This is a genomic window from Geobacter sp. DSM 9736 (assembly GCF_900187405.1).
Lineage (GTDB): Bacteria > Desulfobacterota > Desulfuromonadia > Geobacterales > Geobacteraceae > DSM-9736.
This window is the reverse complement of record NZ_LT896716.1, coordinates 548,058-568,686: the sequence shown is the minus strand read 5'-3', so window position 1 is coordinate 568,686 and position 20,629 is coordinate 548,058. Positions and strand designations below refer to the sequence as shown.

Annotated in this window: 17 protein-coding genes; 1 reads left to right on the top strand and 16 read right to left on the bottom strand. The window is 59.1% G+C overall.

Translation table 11 applies throughout. From position 1 onward, the window contains the following. Positions 1-15: 15 nt before the first annotated feature. The 4 genes from CFB04_RS02615 to CFB04_RS02600 are packed head-to-tail and all read right to left on the bottom strand — an operon-like array spanning position 16 to position 4,844. Positions 16-1,131 (bottom strand): HD-GYP domain-containing protein, encoded by a 1,116-nt coding sequence (locus CFB04_RS02615; RefSeq protein ID WP_088533832.1) that lies wholly within the window; start codon positions 1,129-1,131, stop codon positions 16-18. Then, positions 1,128-3,665 (bottom strand): hybrid sensor histidine kinase/response regulator, encoded by a 2,538-nt coding sequence (locus tag CFB04_RS02610; RefSeq protein WP_088533831.1) that lies wholly within the window; start codon positions 3,663-3,665, stop codon positions 1,128-1,130. The genes CFB04_RS02615 and CFB04_RS02610 overlap by 4 nt, the downstream gene beginning before the upstream one ends. Then, a complete protein-coding gene (locus CFB04_RS02605) occupies positions 3,662-4,525 on the bottom strand; it encodes an HDOD domain-containing protein (protein WP_088533830.1) in 864 nt (287 codons plus the stop codon). The genes CFB04_RS02610 and CFB04_RS02605 overlap by 4 nt, the downstream gene beginning before the upstream one ends. Then, positions 4,515-4,844 carry a hypothetical protein gene (locus CFB04_RS02600; RefSeq protein ID WP_088533829.1) on the bottom strand — a complete coding sequence of 110 codons (330 nt, stop codon included), beginning with the start codon at positions 4,842-4,844 and terminating at the stop codon, positions 4,515-4,517. Before CFB04_RS02600 ends, CFB04_RS02605 begins: the two co-directional genes overlap by 11 nt. Positions 4,845-5,088: 244 nt before the next feature. On the opposite strand from CFB04_RS02600, the gene CFB04_RS02595 reads away from it, so the two are divergent. Further along, positions 5,089-7,188 (top strand): YjbH domain-containing protein, encoded by a 2,100-nt coding sequence (locus CFB04_RS02595; protein WP_088533828.1) that lies wholly within the window; start codon positions 5,089-5,091, stop codon positions 7,186-7,188. Positions 7,189-7,289: 101 nt separating this feature from the next. On the opposite strand, the gene CFB04_RS02590 is transcribed toward CFB04_RS02595, so the two are convergent. From CFB04_RS02590 to CFB04_RS02535, 12 genes are all read right to left on the bottom strand, one after another. Further along, entirely contained in the window at positions 7,290-8,360 is a 1,071-nt protein-coding gene (locus CFB04_RS02590) for a sulfate/molybdate ABC transporter ATP-binding protein (RefSeq protein ID WP_088533827.1), read from the bottom strand. Continuing rightward, complete coding sequence (gene cysW / locus CFB04_RS02585; RefSeq protein ID WP_172825425.1) at positions 8,357-9,193, bottom strand: sulfate ABC transporter permease subunit CysW; 837 nt, start codon at positions 9,191-9,193, stop codon at positions 8,357-8,359. Before cysW ends, CFB04_RS02590 begins: the two co-directional genes overlap by 4 nt. 448 nt (positions 9,194-9,641) lie before the next feature. Then, positions 9,642-10,469, bottom strand: a complete 828-nt coding sequence (gene cysT / locus CFB04_RS02580; RefSeq protein ID WP_088533826.1) for a sulfate ABC transporter permease subunit CysT — start codon at positions 10,467-10,469, stop codon at positions 9,642-9,644. A gap of 9 nt (positions 10,470-10,478) precedes the next feature. Beyond that, the gene (locus CFB04_RS02575) at positions 10,479-11,057 is read right to left on the bottom strand and encodes a class I SAM-dependent methyltransferase (RefSeq protein ID WP_088533825.1); all 579 of its coding nucleotides are present in this window, start codon (positions 11,055-11,057) and stop codon (positions 10,479-10,481) included. A gap of 29 nt (positions 11,058-11,086) precedes the next feature. Then, positions 11,087-11,884: an ABC transporter ATP-binding protein gene (locus CFB04_RS02570; protein ID WP_088533824.1), complete on the bottom strand. Its 798-nt coding sequence runs from the start codon at positions 11,882-11,884 to the stop codon at positions 11,087-11,089. Next, positions 11,881-12,642: an ABC transporter permease gene (locus tag CFB04_RS02565; RefSeq protein WP_197692554.1), complete on the bottom strand. Its 762-nt coding sequence runs from the start codon at positions 12,640-12,642 to the stop codon at positions 11,881-11,883. The genes CFB04_RS02570 and CFB04_RS02565 overlap by 4 nt, the downstream gene beginning before the upstream one ends. Continuing rightward, positions 12,639-13,619, bottom strand: coding sequence for an ABC transporter substrate-binding protein (locus tag CFB04_RS02560; protein WP_088533823.1), 981 nt, complete (start codon positions 13,617-13,619; stop codon positions 12,639-12,641). Before CFB04_RS02560 ends, CFB04_RS02565 begins: the two co-directional genes overlap by 4 nt. Beyond that, the gene (gene cooS, locus CFB04_RS02555) at positions 13,612-15,630 is read right to left on the bottom strand and encodes an anaerobic carbon-monoxide dehydrogenase catalytic subunit (RefSeq protein ID WP_088533822.1); all 2,019 of its coding nucleotides are present in this window, start codon (positions 15,628-15,630) and stop codon (positions 13,612-13,614) included. Before cooS ends, CFB04_RS02560 begins: the two co-directional genes overlap by 8 nt. Positions 15,631-15,706: 76 nt before the next feature. Then, positions 15,707-16,705, bottom strand: coding sequence for a sulfate ABC transporter substrate-binding protein (locus tag CFB04_RS02550; protein ID WP_197692607.1), 999 nt, complete (start codon positions 16,703-16,705; stop codon positions 15,707-15,709). A 318-nt stretch (positions 16,706-17,023) separates the two neighbouring features. Then, positions 17,024-18,694 carry a sulfate adenylyltransferase subunit CysN gene (gene cysN / locus CFB04_RS02545; protein ID WP_088533820.1) on the bottom strand — a complete coding sequence of 557 codons (1,671 nt, stop codon included), beginning with the start codon at positions 18,692-18,694 and terminating at the stop codon, positions 17,024-17,026. Between the two features lie 52 nt (positions 18,695-18,746). Further along, the gene (cysD, locus tag CFB04_RS02540) at positions 18,747-19,664 is read right to left on the bottom strand and encodes a sulfate adenylyltransferase subunit CysD (protein WP_088533819.1); all 918 of its coding nucleotides are present in this window, start codon (positions 19,662-19,664) and stop codon (positions 18,747-18,749) included. A gap of 254 nt (positions 19,665-19,918) precedes the next feature. Then, positions 19,919-20,608, bottom strand: coding sequence for a phosphoadenylyl-sulfate reductase (locus CFB04_RS02535; protein WP_088533818.1), 690 nt, complete (start codon positions 20,606-20,608; stop codon positions 19,919-19,921). Positions 20,609-20,629: the final 21 nt, after the last annotated feature.

Here is a 20,629-nt window from a genome sequence, read left to right as displayed (position 1 = left end):
TCTTTCTCCTTTCCATTATCCGCCGGCCATCCATTTAGCCCCCGAGGCCGCCGGTGAGATTGATTGCACCTCCATAGTATCCTCAAGCTCCCGCCGGATAACCACGAACTGCTCCAAATTATCCAGAAACAGCTGCAAAAGAGCCGGATCGAAAAAGATTCCACTCTCCTTTTTCAGGATCCCTATGGTGTGTTCCAGTGTGAAGGGTTTTTTGTAGGGGCGGGCGGAACAAAGGGCGTCAAATACGTCAACCACCATCACTATGCGGCCGTAAAGGTGGATTCCCTCTCCCTTCAATCCTAACGGATATCCCGTTCCGTCCCATTTTTCATGATGCTGAAGCGCGATAATACGTCCCGCGTCCAACACCGGATATTTTTCTGCATGGGCGAGAATTTTGCCGCCGATCTGCGTGTGCAGTTTCATTATTTCAAATTCCTGCTCGTCCAGCCTTCCCGGTTTCAGAAGTATACGATCGGGAATCCCTACCTTCCCCACATCATGAAGCGGAGCGGCGTACCGGAGCACTTTGCATTCCTCAGCAGGCAGCCCCGCCAAGGTCCCTAGCGCATCTGCCATCTCGCTGATCCGGCGGGTGTGCATGCCGGTTTCGAGGTCGCGAAACTCAGCCGTCCGGCCCAGTCGAAGGCTTATCTCATATTCGGTTGCACGGGAGAAATCGAGCGCACTCTGCAGGGCTGCGGTTTTATGGGCTACTTCCCGTTCAAGGACCACATTCACATCCTTGGTCAGATCGAGAAGCTTTTTCGACCTGACATGATTCCTTACCCGCAGTTGCAGTTCCTCGACATCGCACGGTTTCGGAAGGAAATCATTGGCTCCCAACGCCAGCGTACGCTTCACATCATTACTGCTAGCGGTTATTACTATCACCGGTATGTCCCTCCAGACCGGATGTTTCTTCAACACCTGAAGGGTCTCATACCCGTCCATGCGAGGCATCTCCAGATCGAGGAGAATCAGATCCACTCCGGGATTAGCAGCCAGGACATCCAGCGCCTCCTGCCCGTCGGCAGCATGGAGCGTCTGTGCGCCGTCGCTCAGCATTGTTGCTAACAACTCCCGGTTCAAAGGCTCATCATCGACAATGAGTATGCAGACGGCAGTCATGGCATGATCTCCTCGGTAACCCGCGCGAACGCATCGAGTTCGCTGCGGAGTGCGGGAAGGAGTGACAAGGCTTCAGGCAGTTCATTGGCGAGAACCGCTTTCTCTATACGACTCGCCACATCGGCAACCCGTGAGGCTCCGATGTTGGCCGCAACCCCCTTGATGGAATGGCTGTGCACCCGCATTTCTTCTCCGTCCTTGCGCTGGGCGGCCTCCGACAACTTTTCCCATCGTTCCGCGACTCCTGTCCGGAACAGGCCGATAAAACGGGGGAAAAGAGTTTCCTGCCCGCCCAGGCGGGATAGCAGCCCACAACGGTCGAATATGGCCAGATGTTCCCCCTCGACCTCAACTTCTCTGGAAACAACCGGCGGTGACTCGACAAGAGAAATTGAACGGCCACAGTGCGAAGCTACGGCGCTCAGCAACTCCTCCGCCTTGAAGGGTTTGGACACATAACCGTCCATACCTGCTGCGATGCATTTTTCCCTGTCATCCCTCGCTGCGTACGCCGTCAATGCAAGAATGGGGAGATGTCCACCGTTGCCGGCCTCACGCCGCCTGATGGTTCTGGTGGCCTCAAGGCCGTCGACTTCCGGCATCTGTACGTCCATAAGCACTACATCGAAGTCTATGGTCTCAGTCACTTCGATGGCCTCCCGACCGCTGGGAACAAGAGTCACACGATGTCCGTTCTTCTCCAGTATTGCTCTTGCCAGCTCACGATTTGCTTCAACATCATCAGCCACCAGGATGGATAACGAGGGCAACTGATGGCCGGAGCGGTCCGACTCGGGTAAAAGTTGTGCCTCGTCCCCCTTCGAAAAGAGCATTTCCAGGGTCTCGCGCAGTTCGTCATGAACGATTGGTTTCGCCAGGTACGCCGAGCATTTCCGCCGCTGAAGCGTCTCTCCTCTCCCTGCATTAGCTGCGCTACCCATAAGGATCATCGGCAGGTTCACCCGGTCCCACAATGCATCAAGCTGCTCCACTCCAGGCAACTGCAGATCTATGAGAACGAGATCGAGGGACTCCCGGTGCTGTTGTACGGCATGCATCACCTCCGCTATGCTCCCGGCCGTTAACGGACACATCCCCCAGCCTGTCATGAAGGAGGCGAGCATGTTCCGGTTCTGTCCCGTTCTGTCGGCGACAAGTACCCGTTTCCCCTGCACAGTAGTGACGATGCCATCAGAGGTACAGCATTCTTCCGGCTCCACGGTGACGGTGAAATGAAAGGTGCTCCCGACACCGACCCGGCTCTCGACCCATATCTCCCCCCCCATCAACTCCACGAGCCGCCTGCAGATCGCCAACCCTAGCCCTGTCCCGCCGAAGCTCTTTGCAGTGGAGGAATCCGCCTGCTCGAAGACGTTGAATATACGTGAGCAGGCTTCCGGAGCGATACCGATGCCCTGGTCCGTAACGGAGAAGTGGAGACGAAGGCTGCCTTCGCTCTCCGCAACCCTGACGGACGTCTCGATCTCCCCCCTGTCGCTGAACTTTATGGCATTTCCGACGAGGTTTATCAGCACCTGGCGAAGCCGTGCGCCGTCGCCTATCAACCGGTCCGGAACAGCCGCCTCGGGGGTGAAGACTAGTTCGACACCCTTCTGTCCCGCCCGCGCCGCAAGGCATCGCAGAAGGCTTCCTACCGTCGTGCGGAGCATGAAGGGCGCTTTGTCCAGCTCCAGCTTACCCGCCTCTATCTTTGAAAGGTCAAGGAGGTCATTTATGATGAGCATCAGATTGTCAGCCGAATCCTTGATGATCCGAAGATACTGCCGCTCCTGCTCAGGTGGAAGTCCCCCTTCGAGAAGTAGTTCAGTCATTCCGATAACACCGTTCATCGGCGTCCGGATCTCATGGCTCATGTTTGCAAGGAACTCGCTTTTTGCGGTATTGGCCGCCTCAGCCTGACGACGCGCCACTTCGAGCTCGCGCGTCCGCTCCTCTACACGTTCCTCCAGGTTGACCATATTCTGGCGAAGGAGATTATAAAGCATGGTGCTTTCGAGGGCATGAGAGCACGTATAGAAGACTATGGAAAGGGCATTGAGCGCAGCGGCGTCCACCGATGCAGATGCCTGGGGAAGAATACCGGCGAACATTCCGCGAATCCGCGAACGTGTCGCTATTACGTGCAGAAGCAGGTTTCGGCTGTCGTCCAGCGGAAGAAGAATAGCCTGGTTACGGTTGAGGGCCCACGCGAAAGTGCCGTCCAGTATCTTCCGATCCACCTCCTGCTGCAGCGACTCACTGCAATCTTCCGGTAAACAGGCCGAAAGGTCGAAGCTTCCGTCATCAAGGGATTCCAAACATCCCATGGTACCGAAAGGAAGAAGGCGGCGCACCTGGTTCAGGGTGGCGTGAAATATTCCGGGAGTATCCTGGGCGCGGGCGAGTTCGCCATGATAGTCGCCGCTGGAGGTGAGCATGTCGAGTATCGACATGTACCTGCGATTCATCTCCTCCAGGTACTCGACACGCTCCTGGAGGAATTGGACGGAGGTAGAAGCGCCCTCGCCGGTCATTGGTCCTCCGTCAGAATCGAAAACGTCTCTTCGATCTGCGGCTCGGCCTGTTTCAGGACCGTCGAAAGTACGCTCACCGGCATCCCCAGCCTGTTCCAAGCATTCTCATCCAGACTGCAAACAAACCATTCGGCGCTGTGGCCGAATCCGATCCCCTGGCAGATTATGTCGGACAAGTGGATCACGGCGGCTTCCAACGGAAATGTGGCGGCCCTGCACGGCGCATGGTGACAGGCTACCGGCTCTATGATGCTGGACGGGATCTTCCATGCGCGAAAAAGTGCACCACCTACTTCGGAGTGATCAAAGCCAAGCCATTCGTACTCCGCAACATGATAAAGCTTCTCTGTCTTTCGGCTGGTCTCGAAGATGTCCCGCACCGTCTCGGGGATAGTCGTGCACATCGCTAGCTGCCCCACGTCATGAAGAATGCCGGCGACGAAAAACCTCTCTACGTTGCTCTCCCGCAGATAGGCAGCCAGGCAACGGGCGACGATGCCGCAAGCAATGCTGTGCTGCCAGAAGGAAGCCATGCTTATCAGTTCTTCCGGGATCCCGCGGAACAGCTTTATTACCGAACCGGCAAGGGCAAGGTCCCGCAACTGCTGAGTCCCGATGATCGTAAGGGCCTTGCTGATAGAGTCGACCTTTGAGTAGTAGCCGAACATCGGGCTGTTAGCCAGCTTGAGTATCCGGGCGGTAAGCCCCTGATCCTCCGTCATGATCTTTGCAATGTCGGCGATGGAACTGCGGGGGTGGTTTATCGTCTCGTTGAGGCGTTCGTAGAAAAAGGGGAGAGAGTATACAGTCTTGGTCTGCTCTACAACGGATTCGACCGATATTGCTGCATCACCGGACATGCAGAACCCTCCGTATCGCTGCCAGGCGCAGAAGTTCCCTCATGGCGGGATGTCCCCCCGCCAGGCGAAAAAGGGGTGCAAGTTCCCGTTCGGCCGCCTCAAGCTCTTCCTGTGTTACATCGGAGGGGAGAATCGAGGTGCTATCGGCGGTATCAACGCCGGTAATCTCGACCTCCGCGACCCCCCATGTGCGGAAGATGTGAAGATGCTTCTCGGAAAGCTCCGAACCGGCACCGAGCAGCAACCGACCGGTGCGGTCGTGGACATCGCTCGCAAGCACCATTCCTGCCTTCAGGTTGTCGAGAAGAACCTTTCCCATCGATCCCCACATACAGTACTTTTTTTCGTGTGTATCGTATCGGCGGCTACCAGTACAACTTGATACCGGGTTTCATACGGCACTTCCATCATCTGCCGAGCGCCTACATGGTTCTTCTGAAAGAGACTCCTTAACGGCAGATATGATTGCTCACCGGGTACTGACCCGACTTGATTTTGGGCTCCTCTTGTGCAATAGTGCCCGCCAATAAGCCATGTTAATAAACCGGGGCTAAGGACCTGTCATGAAGATCGATCTGTTGCGGATACTGCTCTGCTTTCTATCCTTCACAGTTTTCTTTCTCAACACTACCGAACCGAAAGCAGAGGAATTCCACAACGCCCTGTCAATGCAGGGCTTCACCGGGCTCCTGAACATACCCACTGCCGAAGTGACGGAGGAGGGAAAGGTATACCTTCTCTATTCAAACCAGAAAGAACGCAAGTGGCGCGGTGCTATCGACCATCAGGACAACTATCTCGTATCCTTCGGCCTCCTTCCCTTTCTCGAATTGACAGCCCGCTTTACGGAAGCACCTAGTGACACATCACGGTACATCTCGGATCTTTCGGGGAACGCCAAGCTGAAGATGCCTTTTATACCGGAGGATAGCTGGCTTCCTCAACTGGCACTGGGTGTTCAGGATGTGACTGGCGGAAAGAAGGATCAGCACGATGCGAAGAAACTCAACACCTGGTACGGAGTCGCCAGCAAACAGGTGTCGATACTGCGTCTGACAGCGGGATACGGCACGGGCCCTGACAGAATGGAGGGATTCTTCGGCGGCATAGAGGCCAAAGCCTTTGACTGGCTGTATGGTATCGGCGAGTACGACGCAGAGGAGTTCCATGGGGGGCTGCGCCTGGTTACACCCCACCTTTTCGGGTACCCGGTGAACCTTCAGATCACCGCCAAAACAAATTTCAGCCACCGTCCGGAGCGTCCGGACTTTGCAATCGGAATGCAGTTCCCCATCGGAACCGACCGGACAAAAAGCGCAGCCGCACTCAAGCCGCTACCCCAGACACCCGCAGCCCACCCCCCGGAAATCTCAGCAGTTCCCACCACCGAGATAACCACACCCTCTACAGACGCAGCCCCGTCAGCACACTTTGGGACAGCTGCAAACCTCCAGGCGCGGCTTACCGAATACGGCTTTCAGAACGTGCGTGTCGGTACACGTGGATCGGATCTACTGGTAGTGGAATATGAAAACAACATTTTCAACCACAACGAGCTCGATGGACTCGGCGTTGTTCTAGGAACCACAACGGATATTGTTCCTGCAGGATTCTCGACCCTGCGTCTCATCGTAAAGAAAAAAGGGATATGCATTCTCCAGATTTCGGCACCTCTGGAAGCGTTTGCCTCCTTTATGAAAAGCGCTTCCCCCGGAAGACTCCAGAGTTCCCTGAAGGTGACTCCGGAAATTGAGGAAGATGGTGACGTACAATACACCAGCCCCGGCAACCCATCCTGGCTCACCTCAAGCCTAATGATCCAGCCAGGGCTCAGAACGTACCTGGGAACGGAAGTGAGCTCTTTTGATTACCTTCTGTCGCTCAAACCCGAACTCTTCATCAACACCTGGAAGGGTGGAGTAATTGATGCACGAGCGGACATCCCTCTTACATGGAGCCGGAATTTCGATACAGGAAGAGCGTTCCGCAACGATCGCAAAGACAGTCAGCTGGACCGCCTCATGCTTTTCCAGGCGCTCAAGCCGGTGTCCACGCTGATGCTCAACCTGGGGGCGGGGATGGTGGTGCACAACCTTTACGGCACCCTCAACGAGGCGATGTGGACACCCGGCGCAGGAAAGCACCGCTTCAGGCTGATCCAGCTTTACGGCGAGAACGCCAGAGGAAGCAGACGAATGGAATCGTACCTTGCTGGATACAGGTACTACTTCTCTCAATTCGATACATGCCTGGAAGGAACAGCGGGAAAATTCTTCCCAGAAGACAGGGGGGCGGTAGTGGAGTTGAAACGGTTCTTCGGAGACACCGCAATCACCGTCTTCTACAAGAACTCTGAAGCAGCCGACGGAAGGTCTCATCAGGCCGGAGGCATCCAGCTCGAAATCCCTCTGACGCCGCGGCGGGACATGAAGCCACGACTGGTGCAGGTGCGGGGCACCGAGAATTTCAGCTACGAGCAGGAAACGGAGATAGCGGGAGAAGGCAGTCTGAATTTTCTGGGAACGCCAATCGGCATTCGGCCAGAAACGGCTTTTAACCTGGAGCGTGTATTCTACAACAAGGACAGATTGAGCGAATCCTACATCAGGAAACATCTGTTGAGACTTCGGGAAGCGTACGTCACCTTTACTGAGAAGAAGTAAGTGGAAGATGCTGAAAAAGAGACAAGGCACCGCTTTGTAGAGGTGCCTTGCGTACCTTATCTACGAAAGCCTCCGCCAGCCATCAGTCCCAAACCTCTTTCCTAAATCTGATAATCCTCCACGAAAACCCTCACCTTCCGCGGTCTGACGAAAACCTGTTCCCCCTTCTCGAGAGCGAGTTCCTGGTACGCTTCCCGAGTGAGCTCAGCCTCCATGGTTTCAGTAGTTTCGCGAAGCGAAAGCTCTACCCGGACCGACGGACCCACCGCCTGGATATGCACCACCTCCGCCTCCAGGCTCGAATCATCGGAAGGGAGTCGCTCTACGACGATGTCGTGGGAGCGGACGTACCCGACGGCCGGAGTATTCTCGGCTCCGAAGTGTTCCGGCGCCTCCAGAGTCATCCCGCCGAGGGTAGCCTGTCCGTTATGGACCCGGCCGTGGAAGAGATTGACGTTTCCGAGAAAGTTGAGGACGAAGGGGTTCGCCGGGTGCTCGTACACCTCGTCGGGGGTCCCCATCTGCTCGACGCGCCCTTCGTTCATCACGACGACCCTGTCGGCCACCTCGAGGGCCTCCTCCTGGTCGTGGGTGACGAAGACGCTCGTCACGTGGATCTCGTCGTGGAGTTGGCGCAGCCAGCGGCGAAGCTCCGCACGCACCTTGGCGTCGAGGGCGCCGAACGGCTCGTCGAGGAGGAGAACCTGGGGCTCGACCGCGAGAGCCCGCGCGAGCGCTATCCGCTGGCGCTGCCCACCCGAGAGCTGCGCAGGGTAGCGGTCCGCCAGCACTTCGAGCTGAACGAGCCGAAGGAGGTTCATCACCCTCTCCCTGATCTCCCCGTTCGGGGGTCTTGCTGAACGGGCGCGGACCTTAAGGCCGAAGGCAACGTTCTCGAAGACCGTCATGTGGCGGAACAGCGCGTAGTGCTGAAACACGAACCCGACCTGGCGCTCCCGCACGTGGCGCTTCGTTGTATCCTCTCCGTTGAAAAGGATCCTCCCGCTGTCGGCGGAATCGAGTCCGGCTATCATACGCAGAAGCGTCGTCTTTCCCGACCCGGAAGGCCCGAGGAGCGCCACGAGCTCCCCCGACGGGATGGTGAGAGTGACATCCTTGAGAGCGTGGAACACGCCGAAATGCTTGTTGACCCCTTCGATTGCGATACTCATGACAGGTTCTCCTTCATCTTCCATTCAGCCACGGTCTTGACGCCGAGCGTCACGAGAGCGAGAAAGGCAAGCAGCGAAGCCACCGCAAAGGCAGCCGTGTAGTTGTATTCGTTGTAGAGGATCTCGACATGGAGGGGGATTGTGTTGGTGCTCCCCCGGATGTGGCCCGAAACGACGGAGACGGCACCGAATTCCCCCATGGCCCGGGCGTTGCAGAGGATTACCCCATAGATGATGCCCCAGCGGATATTGGGAAGGGTCACACGGAAAAAGGTCTGCAGCCCCGTAGCACCCAGCACCATGGCGGCCTCTTCCTCCTCTTTCCCCTGGGCCTCCATAAGCGGGATCAGCTCACGGGCTACGAAAGGAAAGGTGACGAAGATGGTGGCAAGGATGATCCCCGGCACGGCGAAAATGATCTTGATGTCGTGCGCCGAAAGCCAGGGTCCGAGCCACCCCTGGAGCCCGAAGAGGAGCACGTAGATGAGGCCGGAGATGACCGGCGACACGGAAAACGGCAAATCGATGAGCGTGATGAGAAACTGCTTCCCCCGAAACGTGAATTTGGCGATGGCCCACGCAGCTACAACCCCGAAAAAGAGGTTGAGAGGAACCGCCACCGCCGCCGTGACGAGCGTCAGCTTGATGGCCGACAGGGTGTCCGGCTCCCGCAGTGCGGCAACGTAGGTATCCCACCCCTTCTCGAATGCCTGACTGAATACCGCCGCCAGCGGAAGGAAAAGAATCAGCCCCAGGAACAGAAGCGCCACCGCGGTGAGAAGCCAGCGGATTACCGCCGGTTCGGTCAGTTCTTTCGGTCTGTTTGCTTTCACTTCAAACCCCACTTTCGTTCTTTCACTTCAACCCTCGACTCGGCGGAGGACGGAGATGGCGAAGACTCATAATTCTTTGACTTGGCGCCGGAGGCGGAGATGGCGGATTCTCGTTCGTTCAGGTCGACCCGGAGCTGCGGACCTGCACCGACGCCCGCTTCACCGCGCTCTACGCTAACACTTACCTCGCAGCCTCCGCTCAACGCTCGGCGGCGTCCGCTCGTAGCTCCGGCTTTTCCCTCCACTACCGAGCCTCCACCATCTCCTCGGAACCGCCAACAGCTAAAGCTCCTGGTTCATCTTGTGTGGTTAAACCTTATTGCGCGCAGATTTCGGCCAGATTCGTTTTGCACCGAGTGAGCGAGACCGCAGGCGTAGCGGAGCTACGTCGAGGATCGCGCGATCGAGTGCGAAGCGAAGATGGGCGGAAGATGAGCGCAACCATCCACTACTCCGCAAACCTGCGACTCCACCGTTGCAGCAGGTTGATGACGAGCAGCAACAGAAACGACGCCCCCAGCATCACCGACGCCACCGCCGTCGCCCCTTGATAGTCGTACTGCTCCAGCTTGGTGATTATGATGAGAGGCGTTATCTCCGAAACCATCGGCATGTTGCCGGCAATGAAGATGATCGACCCATACTCCCCCACCGCGCGCGCGAATGCGAGAGCGAATCCGGTCAGGATCGATGGGAGCAGAAGCGGGAACAACACGCGGCTGAAGGTCTGCCAGCGGCTCGCCCCGAGGCAGGCGGAAGCCTCCTCGATCTCGCTCTCCATTTCCTCGATCACCGGCTGTACGGTCCGCACCACGAAAGGAAGCCCTATGAACGTCATGGCAACGAGAATGCCAAGGGGCGTGAACGCAACCTTGATTCCGAGGGGGTCGAGGTAGCGCCCGATCCAGCCGTTGGGTGAATATACGGTCGCAAGCGTTATCCCGGCAACGGCGGTGGGGAGTGCGAAAGGAAGATCGACGAGCGCATCGACGAGCCGCTTCCCCGGAAAGTGGTACCGGGCCAACACCCACGCCACGAGAACGCCGAAAACGGCATTGACGAGGGCAGCCAGGAGTGCGGCCCCGAACGTCACCCTGTAGGATGCGATAACGCGGGGTGAGGCGACAGCTTCGACAAAGTCACTCCAGGAGAGTCCGGCGCTCTTGATAACGAGGGCGGAAAGAGGTATGAGCACGATGATGCTGAGATAGAATATCGTGTACCCCATTGTCGGGCCGAAACCCGGAAGAACGGAAGACGGTGATTTTTTCGCCATGTCGAGACCTCAGCGACTGCTTTTTCTGAAAAGCAGGCCGTAATGATACGGCGGGAGATGGAAAGAGATGATGTTTTCACGGTCGAACCCCACAGCCACTCCCCACGAAATGCATTGTTCCGGCTTCGGCCGTATCTCCATTGCCGGCCCCCGCGGCGTGGAAGGGTCGTAATTCCAGTGAATCACGGCAACCACGCCACCCGGGCGGACGATCCGACAGGCTTCCCGCATGAGCTGAACCGGCTCCTCGTGGTGAAGGATATTGAAAAGGAGCACTCCGTCCTGTGAATCGTCATCGCGCCCCGTCCCATCGGCAACGAAATCCCGGACTTCGGCAGCTACGTTGCGGATACCCTGCGCGCGGCACTTTTTACGTACTGTTGCAACCATCTCAGGCTCGATGTCGAAGGCACTGACCGTTCCCGAAACAAGAGCTGCCGCCGGAAGCGTGAAGGTCCCATAGCCGCACCCGAATTCCACTATATCGCCTGTATCGGCTGAAAACCCCAACGTGCTCAAAATGGAGGAGGGATCGAAAAAGGTCGACCACATTTCCTCTTCGGGCATGCCGCTGTCACGTACTTTCACGGTTATCCTCTCCTGCCTTGCTAGCTGTTTCAAATTGCGTAATCGCTGCTTGACGCCTGCTGGTGCACGAGATGGAACTCGTTGAACAGTTCCCGGCGCACAACCGCGAAGTCTTCCCGGGTGCGCTCCCGAGGATACGGCAGGCTCACGTCGAGGACACGCTGTATTCTTCCGGGAAACGGCGCCATGAGCACTACCCGTTGCCCGAGGGCAATGGCTTCGTCGAGATCATGGGTGACGAAGACAACGGTGGGGCGCTTCTCCTGCCATATCCGGAGCAGCTCGTCCTGCAGGTGCAGCCTCGTGAACGCGTCGAGTGCCGCGAAGGGCTCATCCATGAAAAGGACGCTCGGCTCCACGGCCAGTGCACGGGCAATGGCAACGCGTTGCTTCATCCCCCCCGAGAGCTCATGAGGGTGCTTCTCCGCCGACTGCCGCAAACCGACGAGATCCAGGGCGGCCAGTGCCCGCTCCCGTGCCTCGGCCACCGGAACCCTGCGGGACTGCAGCCCGAAGAGGACATTGCCGAGTACCGTCTTCCAGGGATAGAGCCCGTAATCCTGGAAGATCATGATGTGGTCCGGATCGGGACCCGCAACCGGCCGCCCGTCGATGGTAACGCTCCCCTCGGAGGGCTTTTCGAATCCGGCAAGCAGGTTGATGAGCGTCGTCTTCCCGCAGCCGCTGGGCCCGACGAGGCAGACGAACTCCCCGGAGCGGATTTCCAGGTCCAGTCGGGAAAGCGCCGTCTGCTCGCTTCCGCCGGCGGAGGTAAACCGCTTCTCTACCCCTTCCAGACGTATCTTCACCAATGGATTCGCCGTCATGCCGCACCCCACTGCCGTTTCACCCACCGCTCCGCAAGTCCCATGAGCCGGTCGATGACGAGGCCGGATACCCCGATGAAGATGATGCCGACGATGACGAGATCGGTGCGAAGGTTGTTCCGGCTGTCGATGATGAGGTAGCCGAGTCCCGAGCGGACACCCAGCATCTCGCCCGCCACGAGAAACACCCAGGCCGCGCCGATGGCGATATGCAACCCCACGGTGATTTGGGGGAAGGCGGCCGGGACTATCACATCCCACAGCACCTTCCGCCGCGACGCCCCCAGGTTCTTCGCCACCTTGAGGTACACCGGGGGTACGTTCTTAACCGCCGCTACGGTAGTCAGGAGAATCGGGTAAAACGCAGCAAGGAAAATGATGACCACCGCAGGCAGGTTCCCGATCCCGAACCAGAGGCTTATGAGCGGGAACCAGGCGATGGGGGAAACGGGCCTCAGAACCTGGATCAGCGGGTCGACGGCACTCCAGAGCAGAAGGCACCTGCCGAAGAGAAGCCCCAGCGGCAGCGCGAGGAAGGCGGCGGCCCCGTAGCCCGCGGCGAACCGCAGAAGGCTTACCCAGACGTTCTGCCACAGTTCCCCGGTCTTGAAAATTTCCTCCGCACCCTTTGCTACCGTGAGCGGTGACGGGAAAAGGTGCTCCGGGTAGAGCTGTAGGATGGAGGCTCCGTGCCACGCCGCCAGCACGACCAGGAACGTGACGGCGGGCAGGAGTATGGTGCGGATAGCGGTTTTCACTTTTTGCCTTTCTTCGCAGGCGCAGCCACGAACGTGGTATCGAGGAGGCTGTCGAGGTTCACCGGCTTTTTCAGCAGGTTCAGCTCGAGGGCGTATTTCTGCAGCTGCTCCACCTCTCCGCGCTTGAGGCGAAGGTCCGAGTAGGTCACGTCATGGGTAAGGGACTGAACGAAAACCTTCTCGTCGATGTTCATGTACTGCCGGGCGATCCTGATGGCTTCCCCGCGGTTGGCGTCGATGAACCTGCCGGCGGCGGTGAAGCTGTCGATGTACTCCTTGGCAGCCGCCGGGTATTTCTTCTTGAACGACGGGTTGAGCACGAGCGCGCAGCAGATGTAGTCGGGCCAGATATCTTTGGCATTGAGGAGTTTCTTCCCGAACCCTGCCTGTATCGCCTTCGTACCGAACGGCTCCGCAACGATGAATCCCTTGATGTCACCCCGTGCAAGGGCGGCAGGCATGTCGGGAGGCGGCATCTCGATCCACTGAACGTCCTTCAAGGTAAGCCCTTCCTTTTTCAGGGCCTGGGAAAGGAGGATGTTGTGGACGGACATCCGGTGGGGGATCGCCACCCGCTTTCCCTTCAGCTCACGGACCGACTTGACGTCCTTCGCCACGGTAAGGATGTCGCCATGACGGTGACTCAATGCCACAACCGAGCCGGGAACGCCCCGCTCCGCTCCGGCGAGGGCGAGGGCCATCAGCTCGGAGGCAGCCTGGATTTTGCCCGAGTTAAACGCATCGAGAAGTTCCGGCCATGAACTGAACTTCACCAGTTCAGGCTTCACGTTGCGGTATTTCCCTGTATTCAGTTTGTCAGCAACCACTACGGCCATCGAATGGGTAAGGGGAAGGTAGCCGATCTTCAGCGTAGGGATATCGGCTGCCCGGGCAACCCCTCCGAAAACTTGCAATGCAGCGAGTAGTGCTGCCGAAGCAACCGCAGCCTTCGATCCGTGAAGCAGTGCCTTAATCATGATGATCCTCCTCGTGGGTATGGCTGTGCCCGTGAAGGTGGGCGTGAGCGTGTTGTTTTTCGTGCTGCAGCACCGACAGCCGTTTCTCTGACGGCGGGACTGGAACTTTCCAGCCGAGACCGGCGCGGCGTGCATCGAAATCGGCGACAATTTGACGGGCAAGCGCGACAGGGTCGGGGTCAACGACCATCACCGCTCCGAGCAACTCCCGGGTGTCCTCGTAAAAAAACCGTGAGAGCTTGTCGGATCCGGAGATCGGCGGGGCGACGCAGTGGTACGAATTGAGCCCCAGCAGGCGAAACCCCATGGCCGCCCCGATACCCTTCTCGTTGGACCACTCGGGACTTGAAAACGCCAAGGGCAGCTTTTTCAGCGGCTCCCCCGTGGCTGCGGCAATGGTGCGGAAGAAAGCTGAAGCCCGGGCGTTGTCGAGGCATTCACCCATGTGCCAGACGGGAGGAAGACCATGCTCGCCCAGCGCGGCGTTGAGCCCCTCCCCTGCCCCTTCGAGACCTTCGGGAAGGCAGAAGCCGAGTTTGAGGAGCGCGTAGGCGGCACAGCCGTTGGTGAGGGGGAGCACGTCGTGGGCGATCAGTTCGTCCGCCACCTTCACGATGGTCTCCTCGTAGAGGACCTTGGGGTTGTTGCACCCGACCAGGTTGACAACACCGCGGATGCGGCCGCTCTTAAGGTGCTCTACCAGCACCTCGCCACTGCCGAACGTGGCAAGGATTTTTTCGACGGAAAAACCAACCTCCGCGTCCATCCGGGCTTTCGGAATGAAGACCTTCCCCTGCTGCCGGAGGCCGAACGCCCCGATTCCGCGCCGGACGATCCGTTCCGCCAGGTCGTCCGCCTGGTCGAGATTGGAATGGTGATGATCGAAGGCGATGTGCTCGGCGCCGGGAAGCCTCGCGGAATCGCTCGTGGTGACGACGCGGGTATGGAAGCATGCCGCCACGTCCATGATGCCGGGGAAGACGTCCTGGACGTCGGCCACCCACAGATCGACGGCGCCGGTGGCAAGGGCCAGTTCAGCCCCGACGGCATTGGTAAGCGGGGTGATATCCCCGAACTTGGCGAGGGCCGAATGACCGGAGCAGCAGATCCCGTAGAGCCGGATTCCCGAAGCGCCTGCATCGGTCGCGGCATCGAGTAGGTCCGAGCGCCGGGCTGCCTTCACGATGGCGGCGACAAGCACGGGAGAGTGGCCATGCACCGCGATATTGACCGAACCTTCCGTGATCGCGCCGAGGTTGGTGGTAACGCGGCTCCGCTTGGGAAGCCCGTACAGGCAGTCCATGGCGATGGATGACCCCACGACGCTGCTCCAGGCGAAGGCCAGACCGCAGCGCAGGACCTGCCGCGCGGTGTTCTCCCAATCGCCGTCGGTGCCGGTGGTGGTGCGATGGAGCGCCTCGAATATTTCGTGATAGGCGCCTACCGGCAGGATGTCAAGCTCCTTCCAGACCTGAAGCCGTTCGGGTGGCGCCAGTGCCTCCAGGGTGCGGTACGGTCCGGGGATCGTGCGGCAGAGGTCTTCGAGAAGTATCAGGGATATCTCTCCTGACAGTTCCTGGACCGATTTCTTCTCGTCGTAAATGCCGAATGACTTGGCAGTAGCGACGACCTTCTCCGGGCCGAGGATCGGGAGGTCGAGGGTTCCTTCCGCCGCCCCCTTGAGGGCAAGCATAACCTCGCGCCCCCGTGCGCCGTGGGCGGCAGCCCCGGCGGCGGTCCAGCGAAGGATGTTCCGGGCGGCGATGAGGTGGGCATCGGCGCCGCAGACGCCTCGCGGGCTCTTGGGCGTGATTCGGCACGGTCCCATGTGGCAGTTCTTGCAGCACGTCCCGGCGAGGCCGAACCCGCAGTGGGGTTTCTGCGCATCGAAACGGTCGAAAGCCGTCTCGATCCCCGCCTGCTCCATGTGCTTCAGCATCTCGCGGACAGCCGGATCGGGGGTGCGGGCTATGACATCAGCTTTCGTCGGGAATTTAGGTTTCATCGCCATTGCGTTTCCTCTTGCTCGGGATCACGCTTCCACATACTCATGGTTAGACGGGACAGCTTTAGCTGTCCCCGTGGAATCATTTCCCGGCGCTGTAGATCTTGTCAAACACGCCCCCGTCGGCGAAGTGCGTCTTCTGGGCTTTCTGCCAGCCGCCGAACGCCTGATCTATGGTATAGAGCTTCACTTTTGCCAGCTTCGTGGGAATCTTGCTGTTGATAGGACGATAGTAGTGCTTGGCTGCAATCCTCTGCCCCTCGTCGGTGTAAAGGAACTTCAGGTACTCTTCGGCAACCTTCCGGGTGCCTCGCTTGTCAACGACCTTGTCGATGACGGTAACGGGAGGCTCGGCGAGAATGCTTTCAGAGGGGGTAACCACCTCGAACTTGTCCGGGCCCAGTTCGTTGATGGCAAGGAACGCTTCGTTCTCCCATGCAAGGAGGACATCTCCAAGGCCGCGCTGGACGAAGGTGTTGGTGGAGCCGCGAGCGCCGGAATCGAGGACCGGCACATTCCTGAAGAGCTTCGTCACGAACTCCCTGGCTTTGGCCTCGGTACCACCCTTTTCGTGAAGCGCGAAGGCCCAGGCGGCAAGGTAGTTCCAGCGGGCCCCGCCGGATGTCTTGGGGTTGGGAGTGATAACGGATACACCCGGTTTTACCAGGTCGTTCCAGTTCTTGATCTTCTTGGGATTTCCCTTCCGCACGAGGAAGACGATTGTAGATGTGTACGGAGAGCTGTTGTGAGGCAACTCCTTCTGCCAGCCCTGCTTGATCAGCCCCTTCTGGGCGATGGCATCAATGTCGTACGCGAGTGCCAGCGTCACCACATCGGCTTCGAGACCGTCGATGACGGCCCGGGCCTGCTTCCCGGAGCCGCCGTGGGACTGCTTGACGGTGAGCTTTTGCCCTGTCTTTTTCTGCCACTGCTGGGCAAACGCCTTGTTGATGTCGGTATACAGTTCGCGGGTCGGATCGTATGAAACGTTGAGAAGCGTGGTGTCCGCAGAGGCTGCCGCGGGGAGAGATACACCGAGAGCTACAGCTGCTGCCAGAATGACATTGGCGATCCTTTTCATCATACCCTCCTTGCTTTGTCTATAGATTTGGTAGACTACGCGGTACAAATAAATGCCTGTTAGGGGCAGGCATATTTCTACAAAGGCTATGGATTATATCAATAATGGATTTGCCCTCATCCGTCAAGGGAAAAAGTTGGCGGCCTTGAAAAAAAGATGGATCAGGGAAGCCTGATCCGTCAGGTTGAACGCTCAAGATTGTGGACCATGGGGTCGGTGGAGCGGTTTCCGCGCCGGCATACAGCCTACTTCGCGGGTTCACCGCCAGGGCTCCACCTGCCCAGCACCAGAACACGGGTTCCGAGTTTTTCTGAAGCGTCAGATCCCGGTGCCGTCATCTGCGTAAAGGGTGCCCGAAGGTTTGATCCCCCGCCTGTATAAAAGGATGCTGAGACCGTCGGGGGTGCGGTCGAATTCGAACGAGAGACGGTGCTCGAATGCAAGGAGCGCTACTGCGGGGAGCTGTGCAAGCTCGTTGAGCCTGAAGAGGACCCTGTTCCCCCTGCCCAGGTGATCGATGAAGCCCGGGGAGATCTCGAACTCGATGGCACACCCCTCGGCGGTGAGGTCGACGCCCCCCCCTGCGCTGATCGAGGCCTCACTGAGGCTGAAACGGGTGGGTGCGGTTTCCTCGCAGTGCACCTTCTCCGGCACGAACCGGGTAACCTCCACCGCGTCAGGATCGACGGGCGCGGAGATGACCATCCCGGCTGCAACCGTGGCGTTGGTGTAGCGGTCGATGAGAATGAAGCTTCCGGTCTCGCGGTTCTGCCGATACGGGTCGAACGACACGGGGCGGTCGAGCTCCAGCCGGACGACGCCGATGCCGTTCAGCCCTAGGGTCGTCACCTGCTTCTGCTCGAGGGTATTCACGTCGACCCCGTAGTGGACAGCCGTCACCCTCCCGGGAGTCACCGCCGAGGCAGTCTTCACAAGGTAGAGCTGCCCAGGCTGGAGCGGTTCGTCGTGAAGCCAGACCAGGTGTGCCTCCGGATGACGGGTATGGAGGGGGGGCGCATCGGTCGGGGTAAGCATGTCGCCCCGGCTGATGTCGATCTCATCGCTGAGGGTGACCGTCACCGCCTGTCCTGCAACCCCCTCCGCCAGATCACCCCCCATCGTGACGATACGGGCGACACGGCTCGTACGTCCCGAGGAAGCGACCCGAACTTCGTCGCCGGGCCTGATCGTTCCGGCGGCGATGGTGCCGCAGAACCCGCGGAAATCGAGGTGGGGGCGGTTGACCCACTGGACCGGGAGCCGGAACGGCTGGTGGCGGTTGTCACCCTCCACCTGGACCGTCTCGAGGTACTTCATCAGGGTCGAACCCTCGTACCACGGAGTGTTGTCGCTCGACTCGATGATGTTGTCGCCGTTCAACGCCGAGATGGGAATCGCCGTGATCGACGTGAACCCCAGCGGCTCGGCAAACGTGCGGTAGTCGGCGACGATCTTCTCGAACTTTTCCCTATCGAAGCCGATCAGGTCCATCTTGTTCACCGCGAGAAGCACGTGGCGGATTCCGACGAGGGAGACGAGATAGCTGTGGCGGCAGGTCTGGGTGAGGAGTCCCTTGCGGGCATCGACGAGGATCACAGCCACCTTCGCGGTGGAAGCGCCGGTGACCATGTTGCGGGTGTATTGCTCGTGGCCCGGTGTGTCGGCGACGATGAACTTGCGAAGATCGGTGGAGAAGAAGCGGTAGGCGACATCGATGGTTATCCCCTGCTCCCGCTCGGCCTGCAGGCCATCGAGAAGAAGGGCGTAGTCGATAGCGCCCCCTTGCGTTCCGACCTTCTTGCTGTCGGCCTCGAGCGCCGCCAGCTGGTCCTCAAAGACCATCTTCGAATCCCAGAGAAGACGCCCGATGAGGGTACTCTTCCCGTCGTCGACGCTGCCGCAGGTGATGAAGCGCAGGAGCGACTTCTCCTCCTGGCTCTTTAGAAACGCCAGGATGTCCTTTTCGATCAGTTCGGATTGGTGTGCCATATAGCCTCGTTTGTTATAGGTCCCATACGACTTATAGGACCTATAAGACCTATTAAAAATAACCCTCTTGCTTCTTCTTCTCCATGCTTCCCGCCTGATCATGATCGATGAGGCGCCCCTGCCGCTCCGATGTGCGGGTGAGGAGCATCTCCTGGATGATCTGCGGCAGCGTGTCGGCCTCAGACTCGACAGCGCCGGTGAGCGGATAGCAACCCAGCGTCCGGAACCGGACCGACTTGTACTGCACCGTCTCACCCGGCTTCAGCTCGAGACGCTCGTCGTCCACCATGATGAGCATCCCGTCCCGCTCGACCACCGGCCTGACCGCCGCGTAGTAGAGGGGAACGATGGGGATGTTTTCCAGGTGAATGTACTGCCAGACGTCGAGCTCCGTCCAGTTGGAGAGGGGGAACACCCTGATGCTCTCGCCGGGCTTCACCCGGGTGTTGTAGAGGCTCCAGAGCTCGGGGCGCTGGTTCTTCGGGTCCCAGCGGTGGTTCGCGCTGCGGAAGGAGAAGATACGCTCCTTCGCACGTGATTTCTCCTCGTCCCTGCGCGCCCCGCCAAAAGCCGCATCGAACTTGTACTTGTCGAGCGCCTGCTTGAGCCCCTCCGTCTTCATGATGTCGGTATAGAGGGCTGAGCCGTGTGTAAAAGGGGTGACCCCCCGGTTGACCCCGTCCTGGTTGGTATACACGAGGAGCTCGAGGCCGCATTCCGCGACCATCCGATCGCGGAAGGTAATCATGTCGCGGAACTTCCAGGTGGTGTCCACGTGGAGCAGCGGAAACGGAGGCGGCGCCGGGTAAAAGGCCTTGCGCGCCAGATGCAGCATCACCGCCGAGTCCTTCCCGATGGAGTAGAGCATCACCGGATTCGAGAACTCGGCAACGACCTCACGGATGATGTGGATCGACTCGGCTTCGAGCTGCTGCAGGTGGGTCAGGTTGTTACTCATACTTTTCTCCATTCGGTCGAAAGGTGAAATTCGAAGAGTGAAGGGTAAAAGAAAATCTTCGGACTCGACCTTTACAACGACATTGCCAGGGCTGCGGATTTTGCCTCAGATCGTCGCCCCCCGCAGAAAGCGAATAACGGGCAGCGGCGTCAGATTCGCGATGATTCCGTCGTCGGCGACGACCGATGGCCCGCAGGCGTAGCAGCGCTACGTCGAGGAGCCTGAGGAGGAACCGGCGGCGGAAGGGCGCGAATATGACGTCGCACTCACCTGCGGTGAAGGCCGCATTCCTTGTTTTCTGGATCCTCCCACCACCACCTCCCCGCCCTGCAGTCCTCCCCGGGCTTGATGGCGCGGGTGCAGGGGGCGCAGCCGATGGAGCAGTAACCCTGTGTAAGGAGCCGGTTCACCGGCAGGTTCCGCTCCTTTGTATATGCGAGTACCTCTTCGTGGTTCCAGGCGAGGAACGGGTTTATCTTGAGGATGCCGCCGTTGAGCTCGTCTAGCTCGATGGGCGCGAGCCCCCCCCGTGTTACCCCCTGCCCTTTGCGCATCCCGGTAACCCATCCGGCCAGCCCCGACAGCGCCCGGGACAGCGGTTCCACCTTCCGGATGTGGCAGCACTCGTGGCGGTTTTCCAGCGACTCGCGGAAGGAGAAAAGCCCCTTCTCCCGCTCGAGCCGCTCCACATCCTCGTGGCGTGGGAAGTACCAGTCGATCTTCAGGCGGTACCGCTCGACGAGCGCCTCCGACACTTCGTAGGTCTCCTCGTTGAGGCGGCCGGTGTCGATGGCGAAGACGCCGAGTTTCAGCCCCGCCTCGTGGGCGATGTCGATGATCGCCACGTCCTCGAGGGAGAATGAGCAGGCAAGGGACACCGGGCCTTTTGCGGCTTCGATCCCCGCGCGGAGTATATCGGCGGGAGTAACATCTTCCGGCACAACAGTTACATTCATCTTCGAATCCTTCCTAAACCA